Here is a 20,089-nt window from a genome sequence, read left to right as displayed (position 1 = left end):
GCAAGTCGTTATGACTCGCGCTTGAAAGAGCCGCCGAACATGCGGTTCAGCTTGCGCATGCCGCCGATCCAGCGGTCGTAATTCTCGGTCTTCTTGCGCATGTAGCCGAGCACCTCTGGGTGGGGCAGGACCAGAAAGCTCTCTTCCCGGATCGTCTGCACGCAGGCTTCGGCAACCGGTTCCGGTTCAAGCATGCCGTCCATCGCGGCAACGCCCTCTTCATGGCCGCGCGTCATCTCGCTGCGCACGGCCTGCGGGCACAGCACCGAGACCTTGATCCCCTGATCGCCATAGGTCAGGGCCAGCCATTCGGCCAAGCCGACGGCGGCGTGTTTGGTAACGCCGTAGGGCGCAGATCCGACCTGGTTGAGCAGCCCCGCGGCCGAGGCGGTGTTCAGCAGATAGCCACCGCCGCGCGCGCTCATGCGCGGCACAAGGTGCCGTGCGGCCCAGACATGGGCCATGACGTTGATGTCCCAGATGCGCTGCCAGTCCGCATCGGGAACCTCGACGCCGCCAGCCATCAGGATACCGGCGTTCGAGCAGAACAGGTCGATCGGTCCGATCTCGGTTTCCACCCGCTCGATCAGACCGGCGATTTCAGCCTCGACAGCGACGTTGACCGCATGGGCGACGCCATTGACCTGATCCGCGGTCGCCTGGGCGCCTTCGAGGTTGATGTCTGCGCAAACGATCTTTTTCGCGCCTTCCTCGGCAAAGCGCAGCGCCATGGCCCGCCCGATGCCGCTGGCGGCACCGGTTACCACGATGATCTTGTCCTTGAGTTCCATGTGCTCAGCCCCTCATGTCCACATGTTCGAACCGCCGCAGACGGTCAGGGCCTGCCCGGTCATGTATTTGCTGGCGTCCGATGCCAGATAGACCGCGACACCCGCGAAATCCTCCGGCTCCCCCAGGCGGCGCAGGGGAATGTCCTTGCGGATGCGTTCCTCGACCTCGGGATTGTCCCACAGTTCGCGGGCGAAATCGGTGCGGACCAGCCCGGGGCAGATGGCATTGAAACGCAGCCCCTTGGGGCCGAATTCCGCCGCCAGATTGCGCACCAGCCCGATCAGGGCGAGCTTGGACATGCCGTAGGTACCCAGCATCACCGAGGGCTTGAAGGCGCCGATGGAGGAGGTGAACATCATCGAGCCGCTGCCCTTGGCAACCATGTCGGGGGCGACCAGCTGGGCCAGCCAGAGGTTGGATTGCACATTGGCCTGCATGGTTTTCTCATAGGCGTCGTCGGGAATTTCCGAGGTCACCCCGTAATAGGGGTTCACCCCGGCATTGCCGACAACGACGTCGATCGCACCCAGCTTCTCGCGCGTCTGCGTCACCAGGGCTTCGAGCTGCTCCTTGTAGCCGATATTGCAGGCGATCCCGATGGCGCGCTCGGCGCCAACGGTTTCATTGATTTGCGCGGCGGCAGCATCCAGCTGATCCTGCTTGCGCGCGGAGATGACGACCTTGGCACCATGTTCGGCCAGGCCGGTGGCCATCGCCAGCCCCATCCCCTTGGAGGCCCCGGTCAGCACCGCGACCTTGCCGGTCAGATCAAACAGCTTGCTCATGATCACGGACCCGAGAAGACCTTGCCGTGCATCTCGGGCGATGCATTGGCCTGGCGTTCGTTGGAGTTGAGATAGGACTGGACCTCGGCGCGGGCGACCACGTGATGGTGTACCTCATCGGGACCATCGGCAAACCGCAGGGTGCGCTGACCGGTGTACATGCCCGACAGCGGCGACCATTGCGACAGCCCCGTCGCGCCATGCACCTGCATCGCCTTGTCGATGATCTCGCAGGCCTTTTCGGGCACCATGGCCTTGATCATGCTGACCCAGATGCGGGCTTCCTTGTTGCCAAGCGTATCCATCGCCTTGGCCGCCTTCAGCACCATCAGGCGCATTGCCTCGATGTCGATTCGCATCCGGCTGACGGTTTCCATGTTCTTGCCCAGATCGACGATGCGCTTGCCAAAGGCCTCGCGGTTGATGGCGCGCTCCAGCAGCAGATCAAGGGCTTTTTCCGCCTGCCCGATAGAGCGCATGCAGTGGTGAATCCGCCCCGGCCCAAGCCGCAGCTGCGAGATTTCAAAGCCCTTGCCCTCGGCCCACAGGATGTTTTCCTCCGGCACGCGGACATTGTTGAAGCGGATATGCATATGCCCGTGCGGCGCGTCGTCATGGCCAAAGACATGCATCGGGCCAAGGATCTCGACGCCGGGGGCATCCATCGGCACCAGGATCTGGCTCTGCTGGCGGAATGTTTCGGCATCGGGCGAGGTCTTGACCATCACGATCATGATCTTGCAGCGGGGATCGCCGGCACCGGAAATGTAGTATTTCTCGCCATTGATGACCCATTCACCGTTTTCCAGAACCGCGCTGGTCGAGATGTTCTTGGCATCCGAGGAGGCGACATTCGGTTCGGTCATGGCAAAGGCCGAGCGGATCTCCCCGGCGAGCAGTGGCTTCAGCCAGCGGTCCTTCTGTTCGCGCGTGCCGATCCGTTCCAGCACCTCCATGTTGCCGGTGTCCGGCGCCGAACAGTTCAGGCTTTCGGGGGCCAGCGGGCTCTTGCCCAGTTCGGCAGCAATATAGGCGTAGTCCAGGTTGGCCAGGCCCTCGCCGGTTTCCGCGTTGGGCAGGAAGAAGTTCCAGAGCCCGGCCTCGCGGGCTTTCTGCTTTGCCCCTTCCAGCAGTTCAAGCTGGCCCGGTGCATAGGACCAGCGATCCTTGCGTCCCTCGCCCAGGGCAAAGAACTCTGCCGTGATCGGATCCACGTTTTCGCGGATATGCTTGACCACCGCCTCGTAGAGCGGCTTGGCCTTGTCGGACATTTCCAGGTTGTTCATGTCCAGTTTTGCAGTGTTATCAGTCATAAATCGGCCTCCCGGACCAGTGTATCAAATCAGCGGTTCACCCAGTTGGGCTTGCGTTTTTCCACGAAGGCCTGCACGCCTTCCTTGAAATCTTCGGTCTTTGCCAGATCGGCCTGTACCACGCGGGAATAGTTCAGGCTTTCCGGCAGGCCTTCGGCCACAGCCATGCTGTTCAGGATCCGCTTGGTGGCCTTCACCGATGAGGGCGAGACAGAACAGATCTGGTCTGCCAGTTCGAAGGCCCGATCCATGAGGCGGTCATGGGGCAGCACCTCGTTCACGCATCCAAGCGTCAGGGCTTCGTCGGCCAGGATGGTGCGACCGGTGATCATCATTTCCTGCGCGGCCAGTCGCCCGATATAGCGCGACAGGCGCTGCACGCCGGAGGCAGAGGCGAAAAAGCCGACCTTCACCTCGGGCAGGGCAAACTTGGCGTTCTCGGAAGCCAGGATGATGTCGCAGGACAGGGCGGTTTCAAAGCCGCCGCCCATGGCAAAGCCGTTGACCGCCGCGATGATCGGCTTTTCCAGGTCAAACCGCGAGGACAGCCCGGCAAAGCCGGAGGCGGGCAGCCCCTTCTTGTTGCCCCCCGAAGCGGTGGCCTTGAGGTCGTTGCCCGCAGTGAAAGCCTTGTCGCCCGCCCCGGTAAGCACCGCAACCCAGAGGTCGTCATCCGCGGCGAAGGCGTCCCAGCAATCGCTCATCTCCTGATGCATCTCGGCATTCACGGCGTTGTAGACTTCCGGCCGGTTCATCGTGACCAGCAGGATGTTTCCGCGCCTTTCGGTCGTGATAAATTCATAGCTCATGGTTTCGTTCCTTTATGCGCCAGTCTTGAGGCCGCCCAAATCCAGTTCGGTGAATTTCCCGCCATTGGCGGCCAGATCCCGCAGGGTCTGTGCAGGGGCAAAGTCCGGATCCTCTGCGCCCAGGGTTTCCATGCGCGCAAGGATCGCCTTTGCGCCGACCATATCGGCGTAAAACATCGGGCCGCCCTTGTCGGCGGGCCAGCCATAGCCGTTCAGCCAGACCACATCGATGTCCGAGGGGCGCTGGGCCTTGTTTTCCTCAAGGATCTTCAGGGCCTCGTTGATCATCGGGTAGATACAGGTCTCGATGATCTCGTCCTGCGACATGCGGGCAGGTTCGGCGCCGGTGATGTCCTTGATGATCTGTTCGGTCACGGGCGAGGGGATAGGCGTGCGCGCAGCGTCGTAGTCATAAAACCCTGCTTTCGTCTTCTGGCCGCGCCGGTCCATTTCGCATAGCGCGTCGCGGATCGGGTTGTCGGTCTTTGCCCCCTTGGACCAGCCGATATCCAGCCCGGCAAGATCGGACATCTGGAAGGGGCCCATCTTGAACCCGAAGGCGTTCAGCGCCGCATCCACGTCCCAGGGCAGGATGCCCTTGTAGACCAGCTTGTTGGCCTGGATCTGGCGAGCAAAGAGGATGCGGTTGCCCACGAAACCCGGGCAGACGCCGACCAGAGTGGCGATCTTGTTAATGTCCCTGGCCAGGGACATGCAGGTTGCCACGACGTCTTTCGCCGTCTTGTCGGCGCGGACGATCTCCAGCAGCTTCATCACGTTGGCAGGCGAGAAGAAATGCAGACCGATCACATCCTGCGGCCGTTGCGTGACGCTGGCGATCTCGTCGATGTCCAGGGCCGAGGTATTGGTCGCAAGGATCGCGCCGGGTTTCATCACCCGGTCGAGCTCGGTGAAGATCTTCTTCTTCAGCTCCATGTTCTCGAACACTGCCTCGATCACCAGGTCGCAATCGGCCAGGTCCTGCATCGACAAGCGGCCGTCGAACCGGCCCATGCGGGCTTCGACCTCGTCCTGCGGGAAACGGCCCTTGTCGGCGCTGCGCTGATAGTTGCCACGCACCACCGCCAACCCGCGATCCAGAGCCTCCTGGGTGGTTTCGACGATCTTGACCGGATAGCCGGCGGTGGCGAAATTCATCGCGATCCCGCCGCCCATGGTGCCCGCGCCAATGATGCCGACGGTGCGCACGGGGCGCTTTTCCAGATCAGGGGCCAACCCGGGAACCGTCCAGGCCGCTTCGCCCGCCGCCGCGATATAGGTTCCAATCTCTTCCTGAGTTGGGTGTGTCATGTCATGTCCTTTTCCGAGGTCTTTGCCTGCAACAGTTCCAGGCATTCGCGGCGCAAGCCGCGTTGATCGAGCTTGTCCGTGGCGCCCCGGGGCAGGGGGCTGTCACGGAACCAGATATGTTGGGGGATCTTGAAGGCCGCGATATGCTCGGCCAGAAAGGCCTGCAGGTCGGCCTCTGTCAGCTGCGAGCCCGCGCGCAATTGCACACCCGCGCCGACGATCTCTCCCAACCGGTCGTGAGGAACGGGAAAGGCGCAGGCTTCGATCACCTCCGGATGCCGGTGCAACGCGCCTTCGACATCCAGACAGGCGATGTTTTCGCCGCCGCGGATGATGATGTTCTTCTTGCGGTCCATGATGGTGATGAAGCCGTCTTCGTCGATCATGCCCATGTCGCCGGTGCGCAGCCAGCCGTCCTGAAGAACCTCTGCGGTGGCCTCCGGCTTGTTCAGGTAGCAGCGCATGTTGCAGGGGCTTTTGACGGTGATCTCTCCGATGCTGCCAACCGGGACCGGATTGCCGTCGTCATCAAGGAACTTGACCTCCTGCAGGGGGGGATAAAGCCGTCCGGCGGTGTTCGGCCTTTCGATGTATTCGTCGCCCACGGCCCCGATGCCGATGGCATTCGTTTCGGTCATGCCCCAGCCGGTGGCCGGTTTCGCATTGGGAAAGCGTTTCGCCAGTCGTGCCACCTGTGCGGCGGGGCGCTTGGCGCCGCCAGATCCCAGGAAATCGAGCGAGGGCAGGTCGATCCCTAATTTTTCGGAGGCATGCATCAGGTCCGCCGATTGTGTCGGAACCCCCAGGAAACGGGTGATCTGTTCGCGGTTGATCACCCGGACGGCCTCTTCTGCATCCCACTTGTAAAGCAGTGCGAGCTTTGCCCCGGCGGGCAGGCTCAGCAGGAACATCGGATGCGTCGCTGTGACGTGAAACAGCGGCGTCACCACCAGGACCGATGGCCGTGGTGCTTCTGGCGCATCCGGTTCGGGCGGGTCGATCAGCGGTGCCATCACCGCCTGCATCAACCAGGTAAAGACCGCGTTCACGGCCCCGCGGTGGGTCTGCACCACGCCCTTGGGATGGCCGGTGGTGCCCGAGGAGTACATGATTGCGAAATCGCTCTCCGGGTCAATCGGATGGTCCGGCCAGCTGTCATCTTTGATCCGGTTGCGCAGGGCGGAGTATGACAGGCCGGTCTGCCCCTCACCATCGCGCACCCCGATCAGGTTCAGGCCGAAGGTGTCTTGCAGAGGGGCCAAACGCTCCAGCCGGGGGGCGTCGGCAAACACCAGTGTCGCGCCGCTGTCCGCAAGGGCGTAATCGAGCTCCTCCGTTGTCCACCAGGCGTTGAGGAACACCACCACGCCGCCGATGGAAGAGATCGCCATGATCAGTATCAGAAGTTCGGGGTAGTTGCGCATGGCAATGGCGACGGGTTGCCCTGGCGTGACGCCCAGTTCATCGCGCAGCGCCCGCGCGAGCCGGTTCACGTCGGAACAGAAGGCATCATATGTCCAGCGTTCGTCCTTGAAGACCAGGTATTCGGCGGCCCCGTTTTCCTGCGCCTCCCGGCTGGCTGGCAGCAGGGCGGGGACATTGGCGGGAATGTTTTTGAAAACCCGGTATCGCGTGCCGCGAATATCCGTTTCGGTGACTTCGAAAACCGGTTCCGTTGCCGTCACATGAGCGGCTGCTTCGTCGACTGACATGCCCGACATCACAACAGCCCCAAGGTTCCGCAACAAAGCGGGTAATGCACTCTATTCATGACTTCCTCCCTGAGACGCCGAATCCTGCCGGGGGGCTGAACAAGGCGCCTTTCCTTACGGAAGGTTAAGAGCGGAAGGCATTCGCGAGCAATACCGCATGCCGGAACGTAATTTTACAAAATGGCCTGTATTGGCCGTCGAAAGGGATGATTTCGCCTTGACCGGCTTGGGGGGCGGATCTGCTCATCCTGCGCCAGCAGTCTGACGGTATCGCAGTCAGGATACGCGCAGTTCTGCTGTAATGGCGTTTTATTTCAGAGTGTTGATGGTGGTCAGGTGGACGTCCCGGCAAAACTGCCGGTCACCAAATCCACGCCCTGTCAGTGGCATGTCGCGCTTGCGAACAGGTCGCTATCCGCGGCTTGCGCGCAGCCCCTGATATTTTGTGGATTTGGTGCCAGTGGCGTAGGGGTGATGGCTCCTGAGCCTAGATGATCTCATCTTCGTCAAACATCGGGTCATCTTCGAGCTGGCTTTCAAGATCCTCCACCGCACCCTCTGCCGTGGCGACGGACTTGACCCGGCCGATGTGGAAAACGGCGTCTCCCTCATTGACGATCGGCATGACTGCGCGCCCGACGATGATGCCGGAGAAGGGGGCTCGGACCTCCATTTCCTTTTCGCCAAAGGGGTCGGAGACCACCGCAAGAACCTCACCCTGGCGCACCAGCGAGCCGTCGCTTTTGAAGATGCGCAACAGCCCGCCCATCGGGGCGCGGAGCCATTTGCTGGACAGGCAGAATTGCGGCGCCGCCTTGGCGGAGGACACGCCGCGTTTCGAGATCATGCCCCTGTGGTTCATGACACGCAGGACGCCTGCGACCCCGGCGCGAATGGAGAATTCATCAAAACGCAGACCCTCACCCGCCTCATAGAGCAGGATCGGTTTGCCGATTTTCTTGGCCTCTCCCCTGAGCGATCCATCCCGCAGGGGAGATTTCATGATGACAGGCGCGCCAAAGACGTTGGCCAAGGCCTCCATCTCCGGATCGTCGGGAGAAATGCGCACCTGGGGGTAGTTCGTGCGATGGATGGCCGCCGAGTGAAGGTCGATGCCCAGTTCAGAACGTCCGACGATCTCGGTCAGGAACCGGTGGGCGAGGCGGGCTGCCAAAGAGCCCGTCTGGCTGCCCGGAAAGACACGGTTGAGATCACGGCGGTCGGGCAGGTAGCGCGAGTGATTGATCAGGCCATAGGCATTCACGATCGGCACGGCCAGCAGGGTGCCCGCAAGCGTTTTCATCGATTTCGACGCCAGTACCCGCCGGATGATCTCGACCCCGATGACCTCATCGCCATGGATCCCACCACTGACGAACATGGTGGGACCTGGCTTTTTCCCGTGGATGACATGCACAGACATCGAGATCGGGGTGTGGTCGGACAGGACGCTGACCGGCAAATCCACCGTGCGGCGGCTGCCGGCTTCGATAGTCCTGCCCGCGATCTCGAATGGGGTGCGCCGGACCATCAGCCTTTGCCCTTTGTCCGTGTGGTGCCCTTGGCGGCGTTCTTCTCGAGGAATTCGATCATCTTGCCGGCAATATCAAGCCCTGTTGCGTTTTCCACGCCTTCAAGACCGGGCGAGGAGTTCACCTCCATGATGACCGGACCGTGATTGGCGCGCAGCATGTCGACGCCGCAGGCATTGAGGCCCATGGATTTCGCGGCGCGTATCGCTGTTGCACGCTCCTCGGCGGAGAGTTTGACGATCTGCGCGGAACCACCGCGGTGCAGGTTCGAGCGGAACTCGCCCTCTGCGCCGGTCCGTTTCATCGCGGCGATTACCTTGCCACCGATCACGATGGCCCGGATGTCGGTGCCGCCGGCTTCCTTGATGAACTCCTGGATCAGGATATTGGTATTGGTCGCGCGGAAGGCTTCGAACACGGATTTGGCGGATCGGTTGGTATCGGCCAGAACCACGCCAAGACCCTGGGTGCCTTCCAGCAGCTTGATCACCAGCGGCGCCTCACCGGCCAGCGCCAGCACCTCTTCGGTCTGCTTGGCGTCATGGGCGAAGGTGGTGACCGGCAGGCCGATCCCGTCCCGTGCCATCAACTGCATGGAGCGCAGCTTGTCCCGCGAGCGTCCAATCGCCACGCTTTCGTTCAGCGGGTAGACCCCCATCATCTCGAACTGGCGCAACACGGCGGTGCCGTAGAAGGTGACCGATGCGCCGATCCGCGGGATCACCGCGTCATAGCCTTCCAGCTTCTCGCCGTTGTAATAGATTTCCGGACGACGCGATGCGATGTTCATGTAGCATCGCAGCGTGTCGATGATATCCAGCTGATGCCCACGTTCTTCCGCCGCTTCCTTGAGGCGTTTGTGCGAATAGAGTTTGGGGTTACGTGCCAACATTGCAATTTTCATAGGTAGTCCTTTCTACGTCGCTCCTGCGGAGGTTCGGTGATCTGATAGGTTTTGCGGGTGTGTACGGCTATGTTGTGATCCTTGAGCGCCGCGCGCCCGATGATCATCGGAAAAGTCATATTGCTGCGGTCCGTGATCGACAGGTCAATCATCCACTGCCGTTTGCCCAGCTGCAGGCGGGTGTGAATGATATAGCGATCCTCGGGGATGCCACTGGTGTTCTTGATGGCCCGGTTCGTATGATAGGGGGCCTCGATGCGGCTGACGGGCAGATGCTCCGAAATCTGGGTGCAAAAACGCACCCAGGGCACACCATCCCGTTCAAACTCCTCGATTTCGGTCGCGTGCAGGGCCGTGGTACGGGCGCCGGTATCGATCTTCGCCTTGATCTTGTTCAGGCCCAGAAGCGGCAGGCTCGCCATCTCCATCCAGCCAATCACGGCTGGAGCAGTCTTCTTGCGGGCGGGTTTCTTTTCGAGGTCAAGCATCATCATACAAGCCATGGCATCATGAGGGTTGCAAAGCTGAGGACGAAGAAGAACCCAGCCATATCCGTTATCGTTGTCAGCAGCGGGCCGCTTGCGGCGGCCGGATCCTGTCCAACGCGTTTCAGCAGCAAGGGCACCACACCCCCGATTGAGACCGCCAGAATGGTGTTGAGCGCGAGCGCCGCACCGATCACCACACCCAGGGCCGGGTTGCCTTTCCAGATCCAGGCCACCATGCCGATCAGCACACCCAGCGCGATCCCGTTGATGACCCCGACAGATACTTCCTTGAGCCAGACCCGCATCGCGTCAATCGGGCGAACCAGACCGAGGCTCAGTTCGCGCATGGTCACCCCGACCGCCTGGTTCCCGGAACAGCCGCTCATATCCGAAACCATCGGCAGGAAGATGGCGAGCGCGATGACCGCGGTCAGCGTTTCTTCATAGGCCGAGATCACGCTGGCAGCGATGATGTTCAAAACGATGTTGGCCGAAAGCCAGGCCAGGCGACGGCGGGACCGCAGCCATAGCGGCATTGATCGCAGCTCATCGCCGACAACACCCTGCCGTTTCAGGCTTTCGCTCTCACTGCGCTCCAGCACGGCTTCGGCAAGGGCGGATCGTGACACCACGCCGACAAGAATACCCTCCGCATCCACGACGGGAACGCCGAGGAAGGGATGTTCGTCAAATATGTCCTCCAGTTGATCCAGAGGCGTGTCGACGTTGACCGTCAGAGGAACGGTCATGATATCGGTCAGCGGCGCGCTGCGTTTGGCGGTCAGAAGCCCGCGCAGAGACACCACCCCCACCGGGCGGCCGCCTTCATCCGTGATATACGGATGCTGACCACGATACCGTTCGAAATCGTCCTCTTCCGAGGCCAGCGCACGCAGGACCTTGCCAACCGTATCCGCGTCGGAGAAGCGGAACACCTCGGCCATCATCAAGCCGCCGGCGCAATCGTAATCATAGGCGGCCAGCTTGCGGATATCCGCAGCGTCTTCGGCATCCATTTCCGAAAGGACCGCCTCGGCGTCTTCGACATCCATCTCGGCGATGACATCGGCCTGAACATCCGAATCCAGCTCTTCAAGGATTTCCGCTGCCCGTTCCGGCTCAAGACGTTCGACCAATTCGGCCGCCATCTCGTCCGGCGCCTCCTCGATCAGCTCTGCAGCCAATTCCGAAGGGACCAGCGCCAGAACGCTGTCGCGCTCTTCTGGAGACAGCGACAAAAGCTCTCGAAGCGCCTCGCTGTAAGGCAAGGGGTCAAGGAGTTCCGCCAGACGCGCTGCGTCATTCTCGGCAATCGCCGCGCGAATGGCTGCGCCGACGATGGCGTCCGCTTCTGTGCTCTCAATGTCCAGCATGTGCTTCCTTTCCTGTTGCCTCTCCCTACATAGCAGATTATATTTTGTCCATAGCTGAAAAAAAATAACGGATATGCTGTGAGACACGATGAAACCGCCGCGAAGCTGGCCGATCTCTATACGCAACAGTTCGGAGGCAAGGCTTCCGGGCGATATCGGATCCCGGAAAAACTGCTCAGGGAATTGATGGGGCGTCGGCGTCTCTATCCAGAAGACCGGATCGCAATATCGCGGGCACTGTTCGAGCTGGGGTATGTCTTGATCGACATGGACAGCTTCTTTGTTGTGATGAGCGTCAATTCATTCGTGAATTATCGGAGGGTCAGCAAGGAGGCGCTTTAGGCTCAGGACCCATTCATCCTATGCCACTGGCTGCGAACCCACGTCATCTGAGCGTCTTGCGTCCGCTGGCGGTGAAGGCCTAGCCTCGGGGTTTGAGGGGCATTCTTCACTTGCGGCAAGTTCCGTGGGCTCTCCTTTCATTACGTGTGGGAATGCACCGTATCCCGGCGAAGACGGGTAGGGCGATCTGGAAGACCAAACCGGAAATGGCACCGGCAGCTTCAAAAGCCCCCCTGCACCCTCACATCAATTTTCCTTATGTGACTGCGCAGATTTCTTGAATTGACGGCGGCGCCGCAATGCATAACGTCGCACTTCTGATTTGAAAGGACCCGGCATGAGCGGCGCAGAAGCACAGAAGACACCCTTGTTCACCCCGGTCTTGATCGTGGGCTGCGTGATCATCATGGTGAGCTTTGCGGTGCGCGCCTCCTTCGGGGTGTTCCAGATCCCCATCGCCGAAGAGTTCGGCTGGCTGCGCACGGAATTCTCTCTGGCCATCGCGATCCAGAACCTGGCCTGGGGCATCGGTCAGCCGATCTTTGGCGCTCTGGCCGAGAAGATCGGTGATCGCAAGGCCATCATCCTGGGCGCTTTGGTCTATGCGGCGGGTCTGGTGCTGAGCGCCGGGTCCTCGACGCCGATCGAGCATCAGGCCTATGCTTGGCTCGTTGGCTTTGGCATTGCGGGTACGGGCTTTGGCGTGGTGCTGGCGGTCGTGGGGCGGGCGAGCTCGGACGACAACCGCTCGATGTCGCTGGCGATTGTCACCGCAGCGGGGTCTGCCGGGCAGATCTTTGGCGCGCCCTGGGCGGAATGGATGCTGACCTTCCTCACCTGGCAGACGGTGTTCCTGGTCTTTGCAGGCGTTGTGCTGACGCTGATCCTGACGCTGCCGCTGATGCGCGCGCCTGACATGGCCAGCAAATCCGAGCTGGAAGAAAGCATGGGCGCAATCCTGATCAAGGCCTTCAAGGATCCCTCCTATACGCTGATCTTCCTCGGATTTTTCAGCTGCGGCTATCAGCTGGCCTTTGTCACCGCGCATTTCCCGGCCTTTGTCACCGAGATGTGCGGGCCCATCCTGCCGGGCGGCGCGCTTTACAGCATCGGGATCACCTCGACCTCTGCGCTGGGCGCGGTTGCGATTTCGCTGATCGGCGCGGCCAATGTGGGCGGCACCCTGTTGGCGGGCTACCTGGGCAAGCGGTACTCCAAGAAATACCTGCTGGCGGCAATCTATGCCGGGCGGACCATCGCGGCGGCGGCCTTCATCATGGTGCCGATCACGCCCACAACGGTGATCGTCTTCTCCATCGTCATGGGCTCTTTGTGGCTGGCCACGGTGCCGCTGACCTCTGGCCTGGTCGCGCATATCTACGGGCTGCGCTACATGGGGACGCTTTACGGGATCGTCTTCTTCAGCCACCAGCTGGGCAGTTTCCTGGGCGTCTGGCTCGGTGGGCGGATGTATGACACCTATGGCGACTACACCTTCGTGTGGTGGATCGGTGTCGCCGTCGGTGCCTTCAGCGCCATCGTGCACCTGCCGGTGCGCGAACGCCCGCTGGGGAGCGTGGCTGCGTAAGCTGGGCAAGGTCGTGAGCTGCCTACGAAACGAGGTGGCTGCCTGCCTGCGCCAATGCCGTGTCTCAGAGGCGCACCCCCAAGGGCATTATTTCTAAAGCGAGTCGCGGCTGGTGCGGGTCACCGGCGGGCCGGACCACTCCATCCCCTCGGGCAGACGGTCAGTGATGAAATGGTCCATCGCATCGAACCCGGCAACCCGGTGGGCGGCGGTGCGACCCCATTTGCTGTGGTCCGAGACCAGCAGCATCTGCCGTGCACTGGCCCGGATGGCGTTGCTGACTTCGGCGTCGAACTGTTTGAAGTCGAGAATGCCAAACTCCGGATCCAGCGCACCGGCGCCGATCACGCCAAAATCCGCAACAAAGCGCCGGTAGCCCTCCAGCGCCGAGGTGCCGACCAGATCGCGGTCTTCGGGGCGCAGTTGCCCGGCCACCACATGCACATCGCAGGAGGGCGCATTGCACATCAGGCGCGCCACCTCGAGATTGTTGGTGACGATGGTGATGTCGGGTGTCTGGACCAGCGCCTCGGCCACATATTGCACCGTGGTGCCGATGCCCAGAAGAACGGTTGAGCCTTCGGGGATCAGCGCCGCCGCCGCTGCCGCAATGGCGCGTTTGCGGTCTTCGTTCAGCGTTGCGCGGGCATGGAAGTTCAGGTTCAGCGGGTTCGACGGCGGCGCCACACCGCCATGGACGCGCCGCGCCAGCCCCTGATCGCAAAGATCATTGATATCGCGGCGGATGGTCTGGGTGGCGACGCCGAAATCGCTGGCCAGCGCGTTGATCGACTGCTGCCCGGAGGCGCGCAGCTGCTCCATGATCTGGCGTTGGCGGTCGTTGAGGTCGCTCATTCCGGCTTCCGTTCCTGCTGTCGCCGCCCCATTCTTCCCGCAGTTGGGTCAGATCGACGGCGCGATCCAATCCGGGGTAATCTCGCTCTGCCGGATGAAGCCGGTGACATCGTGGCCGGCAAACAATCCGTGGTCTGTGATCAGGGCGGTGTTCCAGCCCTGTGCCTGCGCCCCTATCACATCGGTGTGCAGCGTGTCGCCAACCATGGTGATCCTCTGCGGCGCTATGTCACCAAGGCGCGCCTGGGCCGCCTCATAGACCGACGGGAAGGGTTTTCCGTGAAACACCGGGGGGATCCCGAGGCGATCCTGCAGGGCGTGGCCATAGTATCCGGGCTCCAGCGTCAGACCCGTTTCGCGCGGGGCGACCAGATCGGGGTTGGCGACCACAACCGGGCGGGGGTGTGCTGCAAGGCTCTGTTCCAAGAGGGACTGGCGCGCAGCGGTCCAGCCTGCCGTGCTGAGCAGCAGGAAGGCATCGGCCGCCTCATAGGGGGCGGCATCGTCCTCAAGGGCCAGGGCCCGCACCGGCAGTTCCTCGGGATGGAAATCCGGCGGCGCCATCACGCCCCAGGTGCCGGTCGGTGCAATCTCTGTCAGGCAGGTCTCGCAGACCTCGCGGCTGGAGATGATCTCATCTGCGGTGAAGTCGAACCCGAGGCGGGCGAATTTCTCTGTCGTCTGGGCGCGGGTGAAGCTGGCCGCATTGGTCAACACCAACAGCGCCTTGCCCGCATCGCGCAGCTGTTGCACCCGTTCATGCGCGCCGGGGATCGGACGGTCACCGACGTTCAGAACGCCGTAAGCATCAAAGATGAAGGCATCCGTCTGTGCCATCACCTGATCGATTCCCGTGATAGGGGCGGCGGCCCCCTGTCGGCTGCTGACGGGCAGGCGCGGGCGGATTTCCTCGTATCGGGCAAAGGCCTCTTCGGGGGTCATTGCGCAGGGTTTCCTGTTGCAAGCATGTCGTCCCGCAGGCGCACAGCCAGTGCCGGATCGTCGGTGATCACCCCGTCCACATCCGCCGCCAGTCCCTTGCGGATGGCGGCTTCGCCGCGCAGGGTCCAGACCATCACCTGCAGGCCCAGATCACGGGCCAAGGCACGTTGGTCGGGTGTCAGTTCCCAGAACAGCGGGCTCCAGACCGTGGCGCCCCGATCGGCCAGATCACGCAGCATCGCCTCGGGGGTGGAACTGGCACCATCCAGCCAGGGAGACCCTTCGTAGAGGTTGCCGCTGGGGTGTATGGTCTTGCTCATCGACAGATGCGAGCGGCGGAACCCCGGCGCATGGTCGCGCGCGGCCGACAGGATCTGCCAGTTGAAGGCGTGGATCAGGCAGGCTTCTTCGGTGCCTGTGGCCGCGATCACTTCGGTTGCCGCGCGTACGAAATCCGCAGGCTTTGGCTCTGATCCGTCTTCGGGATCGTGTTTCAGCTCGACCAGCACATCAATGGGGCGATCCGCCTTGGCCACCAGATCCAGCACTTCCGAAAGGCGCGGAACGCGGGTGCCGGGTAGTTCCTGTTGCTGCGGGTGTTTCTTTGCGTACTCCGATCCGGGGCGAATGCCGCCGACGTCAAAGGTGCATAGTTCATCAAAGGTCAGCGCACCGATGGCGGGGCCTTCCGTGGTCAGGAAGGCGCCGCTGGCATCGCGCGTCGTGTCTGCCATCAGACGGTGATTATGAGTGACAACCGGCACGCCATCGCGGGTCAGGAGCACGTCCAGCTCGATCCCGTCGGCCCCCGAGGCGATGGTATGCGCAAACCCTTCCAAGGAGTTTTCCGGCAGAACGTCCGGGGCGCCGCGGTGGCCGAATATCTTGGGCAGTTGCATCACGCTTCCCTAGTTCAAACGTTGCCCGGAGGAAAGGTCGAAGAGGTGCAGCTGATCGGCGCCGCAGCCCAGTTCCAGCACCTCGCCGCTGGCATGCTGCTGCACGCCAGAGAGGCGCACCGCCAGCGGCACCGAGGTGCCGGAGACCTTGCCGTGCACCACCGTGTCGGCGCCCAGCTGTTCGACAAAATCGACTTCCAGGTGGAACTGTGCCGCCCCCGTGGCATCAAGTGACAGGTGTTCGGGGCGGATACCCATGGCGACCTTGGCCCCTGCGCTGGCGGGGATCTCACCGGCAAAGCGGATATCGCGGCTGCCGTCCACCAGCAGGCCGCGGCGATCCTCGGTCACGGTGCCCTCGACCACGTTCATGGCGGGGCTGCCGATGAAGTCGGCCACGAACCGGCTGGCGGGGCGCAGGTAAAGATCCATCGGCGTGCCGATCTGTTCAACCCGACCTGCGTTCATGATGATGATCCGGTCTGCGAGGCTCATGGCTTCGACCTGATCGTGGGTCACGTAGATGAAGGTGGCGCCCAGACGTTGGTGCAGGGCCTTCAGTTCGGCCCTGAGCTGCGTGCGCAGCTTGGCGTCTAGGTTCGACAGAGGTTCATCAAACAGGAACACCTTGGGATCGCGCACGATGGCGCGGCCCATGGCGACCCGCTGGCGCTGCCCGCCCGACAGCTGCGCGGGCTTGCGGTCCAGATACTCTTCCAGCCGCAGGGTGCGGGCGGCCTCGGCGATGCGGGTGGCGATCTGATCCTTGGGCAGGCCCTCGTTTTTCAGGCCGTACTCCATGTTGCCGCGCACCGACATATGCGGGTAAAGCGCGTAGTTCTGGAACACCATGGCGATGTCACGCTCGCCCGGCTCAAGGTCGTTCACCCGGCGCTCTCCGATCTGCAGGTCGCCGGTGGTGATGCCTTCAAGGCCCGCGATCATCCGCAGGATGGTGGACTTGCCGCAGCCCGAGGGGCCGACCAGAACGATGAACTCTCCATCCGCGATATCCGCGTTGACGTCGGACACGGCGGTGACACCGCCCGGATAGGTCTTGCCCAGGGATTTGATGTTGAGAGTAGCCATTTATTTCTCGCTTTCGACCAGCCCTTTGACAAAGAGCTTTTGCATTAGAACGACGACCAGAACCGGGGGGATCATGGCAAGGACGGCGGTGCCCATGATGTAGTGCCAGACCGGCAGCGCCTCGCCCGAGTTGACCATGCGCTGGATGCCCATGACGACGGTGTAGAGGCTTTCGTCGGTGGTGATCAGCAGAGGCCAGAGATACTGGTTCCAGCCGTAGATGAAGAGGATGATGAAGAGCGCCGCGATATTGGTGCGCGACAGCGGCAGCAGGATATCCTTGAAGAAGCGGATCGGCCCTGCGCGGTCGATGCGGGCGGCCTCGACCAGCTCATCCGGGATGGTCAGGAAGAACTGGCGGAACAGGAAGGTGGCCGTGGCCGAGGCGATCAGCGGAATGGTGAGGCCCGCGTAGGTATTGAGAAGGCCCATCTTCACCACCACGTCGAATGTGGGCAGGATCCGCACTTCGACCGGTAGCATCAGGGTGATGAAGATCATCCAGAAGAACCCCATGCGGAAGGGGAAGCGGAAATAGACGATGGCATAGGCCGACAGGATCGAGATGACGATTTTGCCGAAGGTGATGACCAGCGCCATGATCAGGCTGTTGAACATCATCATGCCGATGGGCACGCCGCCCGCCTCGGGCAGGCCACCTGCCAGAAGTTGCGAGTAGTTCTCCCAGGCCTGATCGCCGAACCAGAGCGGGATAGGCGATTGCGACAGGGCGCCGGGCCCATGGGTGGAGGCAACCAGCGCCATCCAGACCGGGAAGCACAGGAACAGCACACCGACGATCAGGATCGCATGGGTGAGGAACGTCAGAATGGGGCGATTTTCGACCATCAGTATTGCACCTTGCGCTCGACGTAACGGAATTGGATGAAGGTCATCAGGATCACCATGCCCATCAGGATCACCGATTGCGCGGCAGAGGATCCGTAGTCCTGCCCGATAAAGCCGGTGTTGTAGACCCGGAACACCAGGATCGAGGTGGCATCGGCGGGGCCGCCCTCGGTGGTGGCGTGGATCAGGGCGAAGGTATCAAAGAAGGCGTAGACGAGGTTCACGACCAGCAGGAAGAATGTGGTGGGCGTGAGCAGCGGGAAGGTGATCGACCAGAAGCGGCGCATGGGGCCTGCGCGGTCGATGGCGGCGGCCTCGATCAGGGATTTCGGGATCGATTGCAGGCCTGCAAGGAAGAACAGGAAGTTGTAGCTCACCTGTTTCCAGGCGGCGGCGACAACGACCAGCAAGAGCGCCTGATCGCCGTTCACATAGTGGTTCCACTCCACCCCGATGCCTTTGAGCCAATAGGCCACGATGCCCAGCGAGGGGTTCATCAGGAAGTACCAGATCACCCCGGCCAGAGCGGGGGCGACGGCATAGGGCCAGATCAGCAATGTACGGTAGCCGGTGGCGGCCTTGATCACCCGGTTGGCGGCCACCGCCAGGATCAGCGAGATCGCCATGGCGAGGAAGGCCACCGAGAAGCCAAAGACCAGCGTGGTGCGGAAGGACTTCAGATATCCCGGATCGCGAAACAGCTCGTAGTAATTCTCAAGCCAGACCCATTCGCGGGAAAACCCAAAGGCGTCTTCGATGAAGAACGAGCTTTCCAGCGCCTGGTAGGAGGGCCAGAAGAAGAAGGCGACGGTGATCGCGATTTGCGGCAGCACTAACAGGTAGGGCAGCAGCCGGGAGCGGAAGACGACACGCTTTTGCACGGGCAGGGACCTTTGGGAGATCGTGGAAAAAGGGGGAGGCCCCGGATGGGACCTCCCGATAAAGCCAACAGGTGGGGATGATCAGTCGTTGGCTTTTTCGAACTTGCGCAGCAGGGCGTTGCCGCGCTCAACCGCTGCGTCCAGGGCGGTCTTGGCGTCCTTGTCGCCTGCCCAGACGGCTTCCAGCTCTTCGTTGATGATGTCGCGGATCTGCACGAAGTTGCCGAAACGCAGGCCCTTGGAGGCCGGGGTCGGAGCGTTCAGCGACAGCTGCTTGATCGCGGTGTCGGTCATCGGATCGGTTTCGTAGAAGCCCTGCTCCTTGGACAGGTCATAGGCCGCGGTGGTGATCGGAACATAGCCGGTGTTCTGGTGCCAGTAGGCCTGCTGCTCGGCTGCAGAGACGAACTGGAAGAAGTCGGCGACACAGGCGTATTCGGGCTTCTTGTGGCCGTTCAGCACCCAGAGGGTCGCACCGCCGATGATCGAGTTCTGCGGCTTGTCCGTCACGGCGGTGTCCACCGGCAGCATGGTCTGGCCGAATTCGAAGTCGGTGATGTCCTTCTTGAAGCCACCGTAATAGGCCGAGGAGTTGATCCACAGCGCGGTTTCGCCGTTGACGAACTGGCCACGGCTGTCACCGCGACGACCGCCATAGGCGAACAGGCCTTCCTTGCCCATGTCGGCAATGCGCTGGATGTGGTTCACAACCGCGTCGTTGTTGAAGGTGAACTCGGTCTTGAGCGAGGCAAAACCGTTCTCCTCGGTGCCCAGCGGCAGGTTGTGCCAGGCCGAGTAGTTCTCGATGTTGGACCAGGACTGCCAGCCAAAGGAGAAGGGCTTTTCAACGCCGTTGGCCTTCAGGGCGCGGGCGGCTTCCTCGACTTCGTCCCAGGTGGTGGGAACACCGACACCGGCTGCGTCCAGGGCGGTCTTGTTGTACCACAGAACCGGGGTGGAGGAGTTGAACGGCAGCGACAGGAGGTTGTTGTCGGTGTCGGTGTAGTAGGAAATCACGGCCGGCAGGTAGGCGGAGGGATCGAAGTCGATGCCTGCGTCTTCCATCAGCTTGTAGACCGGGTAGATCGCGCCCTTGTCACCGGCGGCCATCATGGTGGCGGTGCCGACCTCGAAGACCTGCACGATGTGCGGCTGCTCACCGGCGCGGAAGGCGGCGATGGCTGCGGTCATGTTCTCGGTGTAGTTGCCCTTGTAGACGGCATTGATCTGGCAGCTGTCCGAACCGGCGTTGTAGTCGGAAGCAAACTTGTCGACGATCTCGCCCAGCTGGCCGCCCATGGCGTGCCAGAACTGCACTTCGGCTTTTTCTGCAAATGCGGCGGTGCCGACCATGGCAAAGGCGGTGGTCGCCGACAGAATGGATTTGAGTTTCATCTTCATCTCCTATCGCTGCGGTGTGTCAAATTCGGCCGCAGCAGGTCCCCGTGTTGATTCTCTATGAGTTCAATCACTCACATGAGGCGCTTTATTCTGTGTATGTAACGCTCATATGAATTCACTTAGCGTTCAGATGAACATTGCGTCAAGCGTGTGCATAATCTGCCCAGGAATTAATCATTCGCGGGATTGAGGGCCTGTGGCCTGCGTATCTGCTTGATGTCGTG

19 protein-coding genes are annotated in these 20,089 nt (G+C 61.8%); 2 read left to right on the top strand and 17 right to left on the bottom strand.

Annotation, left to right across the window (positions count from 1 at the left end; genetic code table 11):
• Positions 1-8: 8 nt before the first annotated feature.
• The 10 genes from PXK01_RS08680 to mgtE form a co-directional block, all read right to left on the bottom strand.
• Complete coding sequence (locus PXK01_RS08680) at positions 9-791, bottom strand: SDR family oxidoreductase (protein ID WP_274859665.1); 783 nt, start codon at positions 789-791, stop codon at positions 9-11.
• Between the two features lie 12 nt (positions 792-803).
• A complete protein-coding gene (locus tag PXK01_RS08675; RefSeq protein ID WP_274847591.1) occupies positions 804-1,577 on the bottom strand; it encodes an SDR family NAD(P)-dependent oxidoreductase in 774 nt (257 codons plus the stop codon).
• A 2-nt stretch (positions 1,578-1,579) separates the two neighbouring features.
• Positions 1,580-2,863: an acyl-CoA dehydrogenase family protein gene (locus tag PXK01_RS08670; RefSeq protein WP_274847709.1), complete on the bottom strand. Its 1,284-nt coding sequence runs from the start codon at positions 2,861-2,863 to the stop codon at positions 1,580-1,582.
• Between the two features lie 56 nt (positions 2,864-2,919).
• The gene (locus PXK01_RS08665; RefSeq protein ID WP_274859663.1) at positions 2,920-3,699 is read right to left on the bottom strand and encodes an enoyl-CoA hydratase-related protein; all 780 of its coding nucleotides are present in this window, start codon (positions 3,697-3,699) and stop codon (positions 2,920-2,922) included.
• A gap of 12 nt (positions 3,700-3,711) precedes the next feature.
• Positions 3,712-5,010, bottom strand: a complete 1,299-nt coding sequence (locus PXK01_RS08660; RefSeq protein WP_274859662.1) for a 3-hydroxyacyl-CoA dehydrogenase — start codon at positions 5,008-5,010, stop codon at positions 3,712-3,714.
• Positions 5,007-6,722, bottom strand: a complete 1,716-nt coding sequence (locus PXK01_RS08655; RefSeq protein WP_274859661.1) for a class I adenylate-forming enzyme family protein — start codon at positions 6,720-6,722, stop codon at positions 5,007-5,009. Before PXK01_RS08655 ends, PXK01_RS08660 begins: the two co-directional genes overlap by 4 nt.
• A gap of 487 nt (positions 6,723-7,209) precedes the next feature.
• On the bottom strand, positions 7,210-8,253 hold the full coding sequence (locus tag PXK01_RS08650; RefSeq protein ID WP_274847595.1) for a succinylglutamate desuccinylase/aspartoacylase family protein: 1,044 nt from the start codon (positions 8,251-8,253) through the stop codon (positions 7,210-7,212).
• Complete coding sequence (gene rimK, locus PXK01_RS08645) at positions 8,253-9,158, bottom strand: 30S ribosomal protein S6--L-glutamate ligase (protein WP_274859660.1); 906 nt, start codon at positions 9,156-9,158, stop codon at positions 8,253-8,255. The genes PXK01_RS08650 and rimK overlap by 1 nt, the downstream gene beginning before the upstream one ends.
• Positions 9,155-9,649, bottom strand: a complete 495-nt coding sequence (locus PXK01_RS08640) for an ATP-dependent zinc protease family protein (protein WP_274859659.1) — start codon at positions 9,647-9,649, stop codon at positions 9,155-9,157. The genes rimK and PXK01_RS08640 overlap by 4 nt, the downstream gene beginning before the upstream one ends.
• Positions 9,649-11,019, bottom strand: coding sequence for a magnesium transporter (mgtE, locus tag PXK01_RS08635; protein WP_274859658.1), 1,371 nt, complete (start codon positions 11,017-11,019; stop codon positions 9,649-9,651). The genes PXK01_RS08640 and mgtE overlap by 1 nt, the downstream gene beginning before the upstream one ends.
• 78 nt (positions 11,020-11,097) lie before the next feature.
• Between mgtE and PXK01_RS08630 the strand changes: the two genes are divergently transcribed.
• The gene (locus tag PXK01_RS08630) at positions 11,098-11,361 is read left to right on the top strand and encodes a hypothetical protein (protein ID WP_274859657.1); all 264 of its coding nucleotides are present in this window, start codon (positions 11,098-11,100) and stop codon (positions 11,359-11,361) included.
• 337 nt (positions 11,362-11,698) lie between these two features.
• The gene (locus PXK01_RS08625) at positions 11,699-12,949 is read left to right on the top strand and encodes an MFS transporter (protein ID WP_274859656.1); all 1,251 of its coding nucleotides are present in this window, start codon (positions 11,699-11,701) and stop codon (positions 12,947-12,949) included.
• A gap of 93 nt (positions 12,950-13,042) precedes the next feature.
• On the opposite strand, the gene PXK01_RS08620 is transcribed toward PXK01_RS08625, so the two are convergent.
• The 7 genes from PXK01_RS08620 to ugpB form a co-directional block, all read right to left on the bottom strand.
• Complete coding sequence (locus PXK01_RS08620) at positions 13,043-13,804, bottom strand: DeoR/GlpR family DNA-binding transcription regulator (RefSeq protein WP_274859655.1); 762 nt, start codon at positions 13,802-13,804, stop codon at positions 13,043-13,045.
• Positions 13,805-13,852: 48 nt separating this feature from the next.
• Positions 13,853-14,746 (bottom strand): HAD-IIA family hydrolase, encoded by an 894-nt coding sequence (locus PXK01_RS08615; RefSeq protein ID WP_274847602.1) that lies wholly within the window; start codon positions 14,744-14,746, stop codon positions 13,853-13,855.
• Entirely contained in the window at positions 14,743-15,645 is a 903-nt protein-coding gene (locus PXK01_RS08610; RefSeq protein ID WP_274859654.1) for a glycerophosphodiester phosphodiesterase family protein, read from the bottom strand. Before PXK01_RS08610 ends, PXK01_RS08615 begins: the two co-directional genes overlap by 4 nt.
• Positions 15,646-15,654: 9 nt before the next feature.
• Positions 15,655-16,734, bottom strand: a complete 1,080-nt coding sequence (locus PXK01_RS08605; RefSeq protein WP_274847604.1) for a sn-glycerol-3-phosphate import ATP-binding protein UgpC — start codon at positions 16,732-16,734, stop codon at positions 15,655-15,657.
• Entirely contained in the window at positions 16,735-17,583 is an 849-nt protein-coding gene (ugpE, locus tag PXK01_RS08600; protein WP_274847605.1) for a sn-glycerol-3-phosphate ABC transporter permease UgpE, read from the bottom strand.
• On the bottom strand, positions 17,583-18,464 hold the full coding sequence (ugpA, locus tag PXK01_RS08595; RefSeq protein ID WP_274847606.1) for a sn-glycerol-3-phosphate ABC transporter permease UgpA: 882 nt from the start codon (positions 18,462-18,464) through the stop codon (positions 17,583-17,585). Before ugpA ends, ugpE begins: the two co-directional genes overlap by 1 nt.
• An 81-nt stretch (positions 18,465-18,545) precedes the next feature.
• The gene (ugpB, locus tag PXK01_RS08590; protein ID WP_274859653.1) at positions 18,546-19,859 is read right to left on the bottom strand and encodes a sn-glycerol-3-phosphate ABC transporter substrate-binding protein UgpB; all 1,314 of its coding nucleotides are present in this window, start codon (positions 19,857-19,859) and stop codon (positions 18,546-18,548) included.
• Between the last annotated feature and the right edge of the window lie 230 nt (positions 19,860-20,089).

Origin of the sequence: Phaeobacter sp. PT47_59, from assembly GCF_028890025.1 — a bacterium.
GTDB lineage: Bacteria > Pseudomonadota > Alphaproteobacteria > Rhodobacterales > Rhodobacteraceae > Phycobacter.
This window is presented reverse-complemented; position numbering and strand designations above follow the sequence as displayed.

Coding starts and splice junctions, on each gene's coding strand:
- PXK01_RS08605 (WP_274847604.1), bottom strand. CDS start 16,734: ATGGCTACTCTCAACATCAAATCCCTGGGCAAGACCTATCCGGGCGGT.
- PXK01_RS08615 (WP_274847602.1), bottom strand. CDS start 14,746: ATGACCCCCGAAGAGGCCTTTGCCCGATACGAGGAAATCCGCCCGCGC.
- PXK01_RS08660 (WP_274859662.1), bottom strand. CDS start 5,010: ATGACACACCCAACTCAGGAAGAGATTGGAACCTATATCGCGGCGGCG.
- PXK01_RS08620 (WP_274859655.1), bottom strand. CDS start 13,804: ATGAGCGACCTCAACGACCGCCAACGCCAGATCATGGAGCAGCTGCGC.
- PXK01_RS08610 (WP_274859654.1), bottom strand. CDS start 15,645: ATGCAACTGCCCAAGATATTCGGCCACCGCGGCGCCCCGGACGTTCTG.
- rimK (WP_274859660.1), bottom strand. CDS start 9,158: ATGAAAATTGCAATGTTGGCACGTAACCCCAAACTCTATTCGCACAAA.
- PXK01_RS08650 (WP_274847595.1), bottom strand. CDS start 8,253: ATGGTCCGGCGCACCCCATTCGAGATCGCGGGCAGGACTATCGAAGCC.
- PXK01_RS08670 (WP_274847709.1), bottom strand. CDS start 2,863: ATGAACAACCTGGAAATGTCCGACAAGGCCAAGCCGCTCTACGAGGCG.
- PXK01_RS08640 (WP_274859659.1), bottom strand. CDS start 9,649: ATGATGCTTGACCTCGAAAAGAAACCCGCCCGCAAGAAGACTGCTCCA.
- PXK01_RS08625 (WP_274859656.1), top strand. CDS start 11,699: ATGAGCGGCGCAGAAGCACAGAAGACACCCTTGTTCACCCCGGTCTTG.
- PXK01_RS08655 (WP_274859661.1), bottom strand. CDS start 6,722: ATGTCAGTCGACGAAGCAGCCGCTCATGTGACGGCAACGGAACCGGTT.
- ugpB (WP_274859653.1), bottom strand. CDS start 19,859: ATGAAACTCAAATCCATTCTGTCGGCGACCACCGCCTTTGCCATGGTC.
- PXK01_RS08675 (WP_274847591.1), bottom strand. CDS start 1,577: ATGAGCAAGCTGTTTGATCTGACCGGCAAGGTCGCGGTGCTGACCGGG.
- mgtE (WP_274859658.1), bottom strand. CDS start 11,019: ATGCTGGACATTGAGAGCACAGAAGCGGACGCCATCGTCGGCGCAGCC.
- ugpE (WP_274847605.1), bottom strand. CDS start 17,583: ATGGTCGAAAATCGCCCCATTCTGACGTTCCTCACCCATGCGATCCTG.
- PXK01_RS08680 (WP_274859665.1), bottom strand. CDS start 791: ATGGAACTCAAGGACAAGATCATCGTGGTAACCGGTGCCGCCAGCGGC.
- PXK01_RS08665 (WP_274859663.1), bottom strand. CDS start 3,699: ATGAGCTATGAATTTATCACGACCGAAAGGCGCGGAAACATCCTGCTG.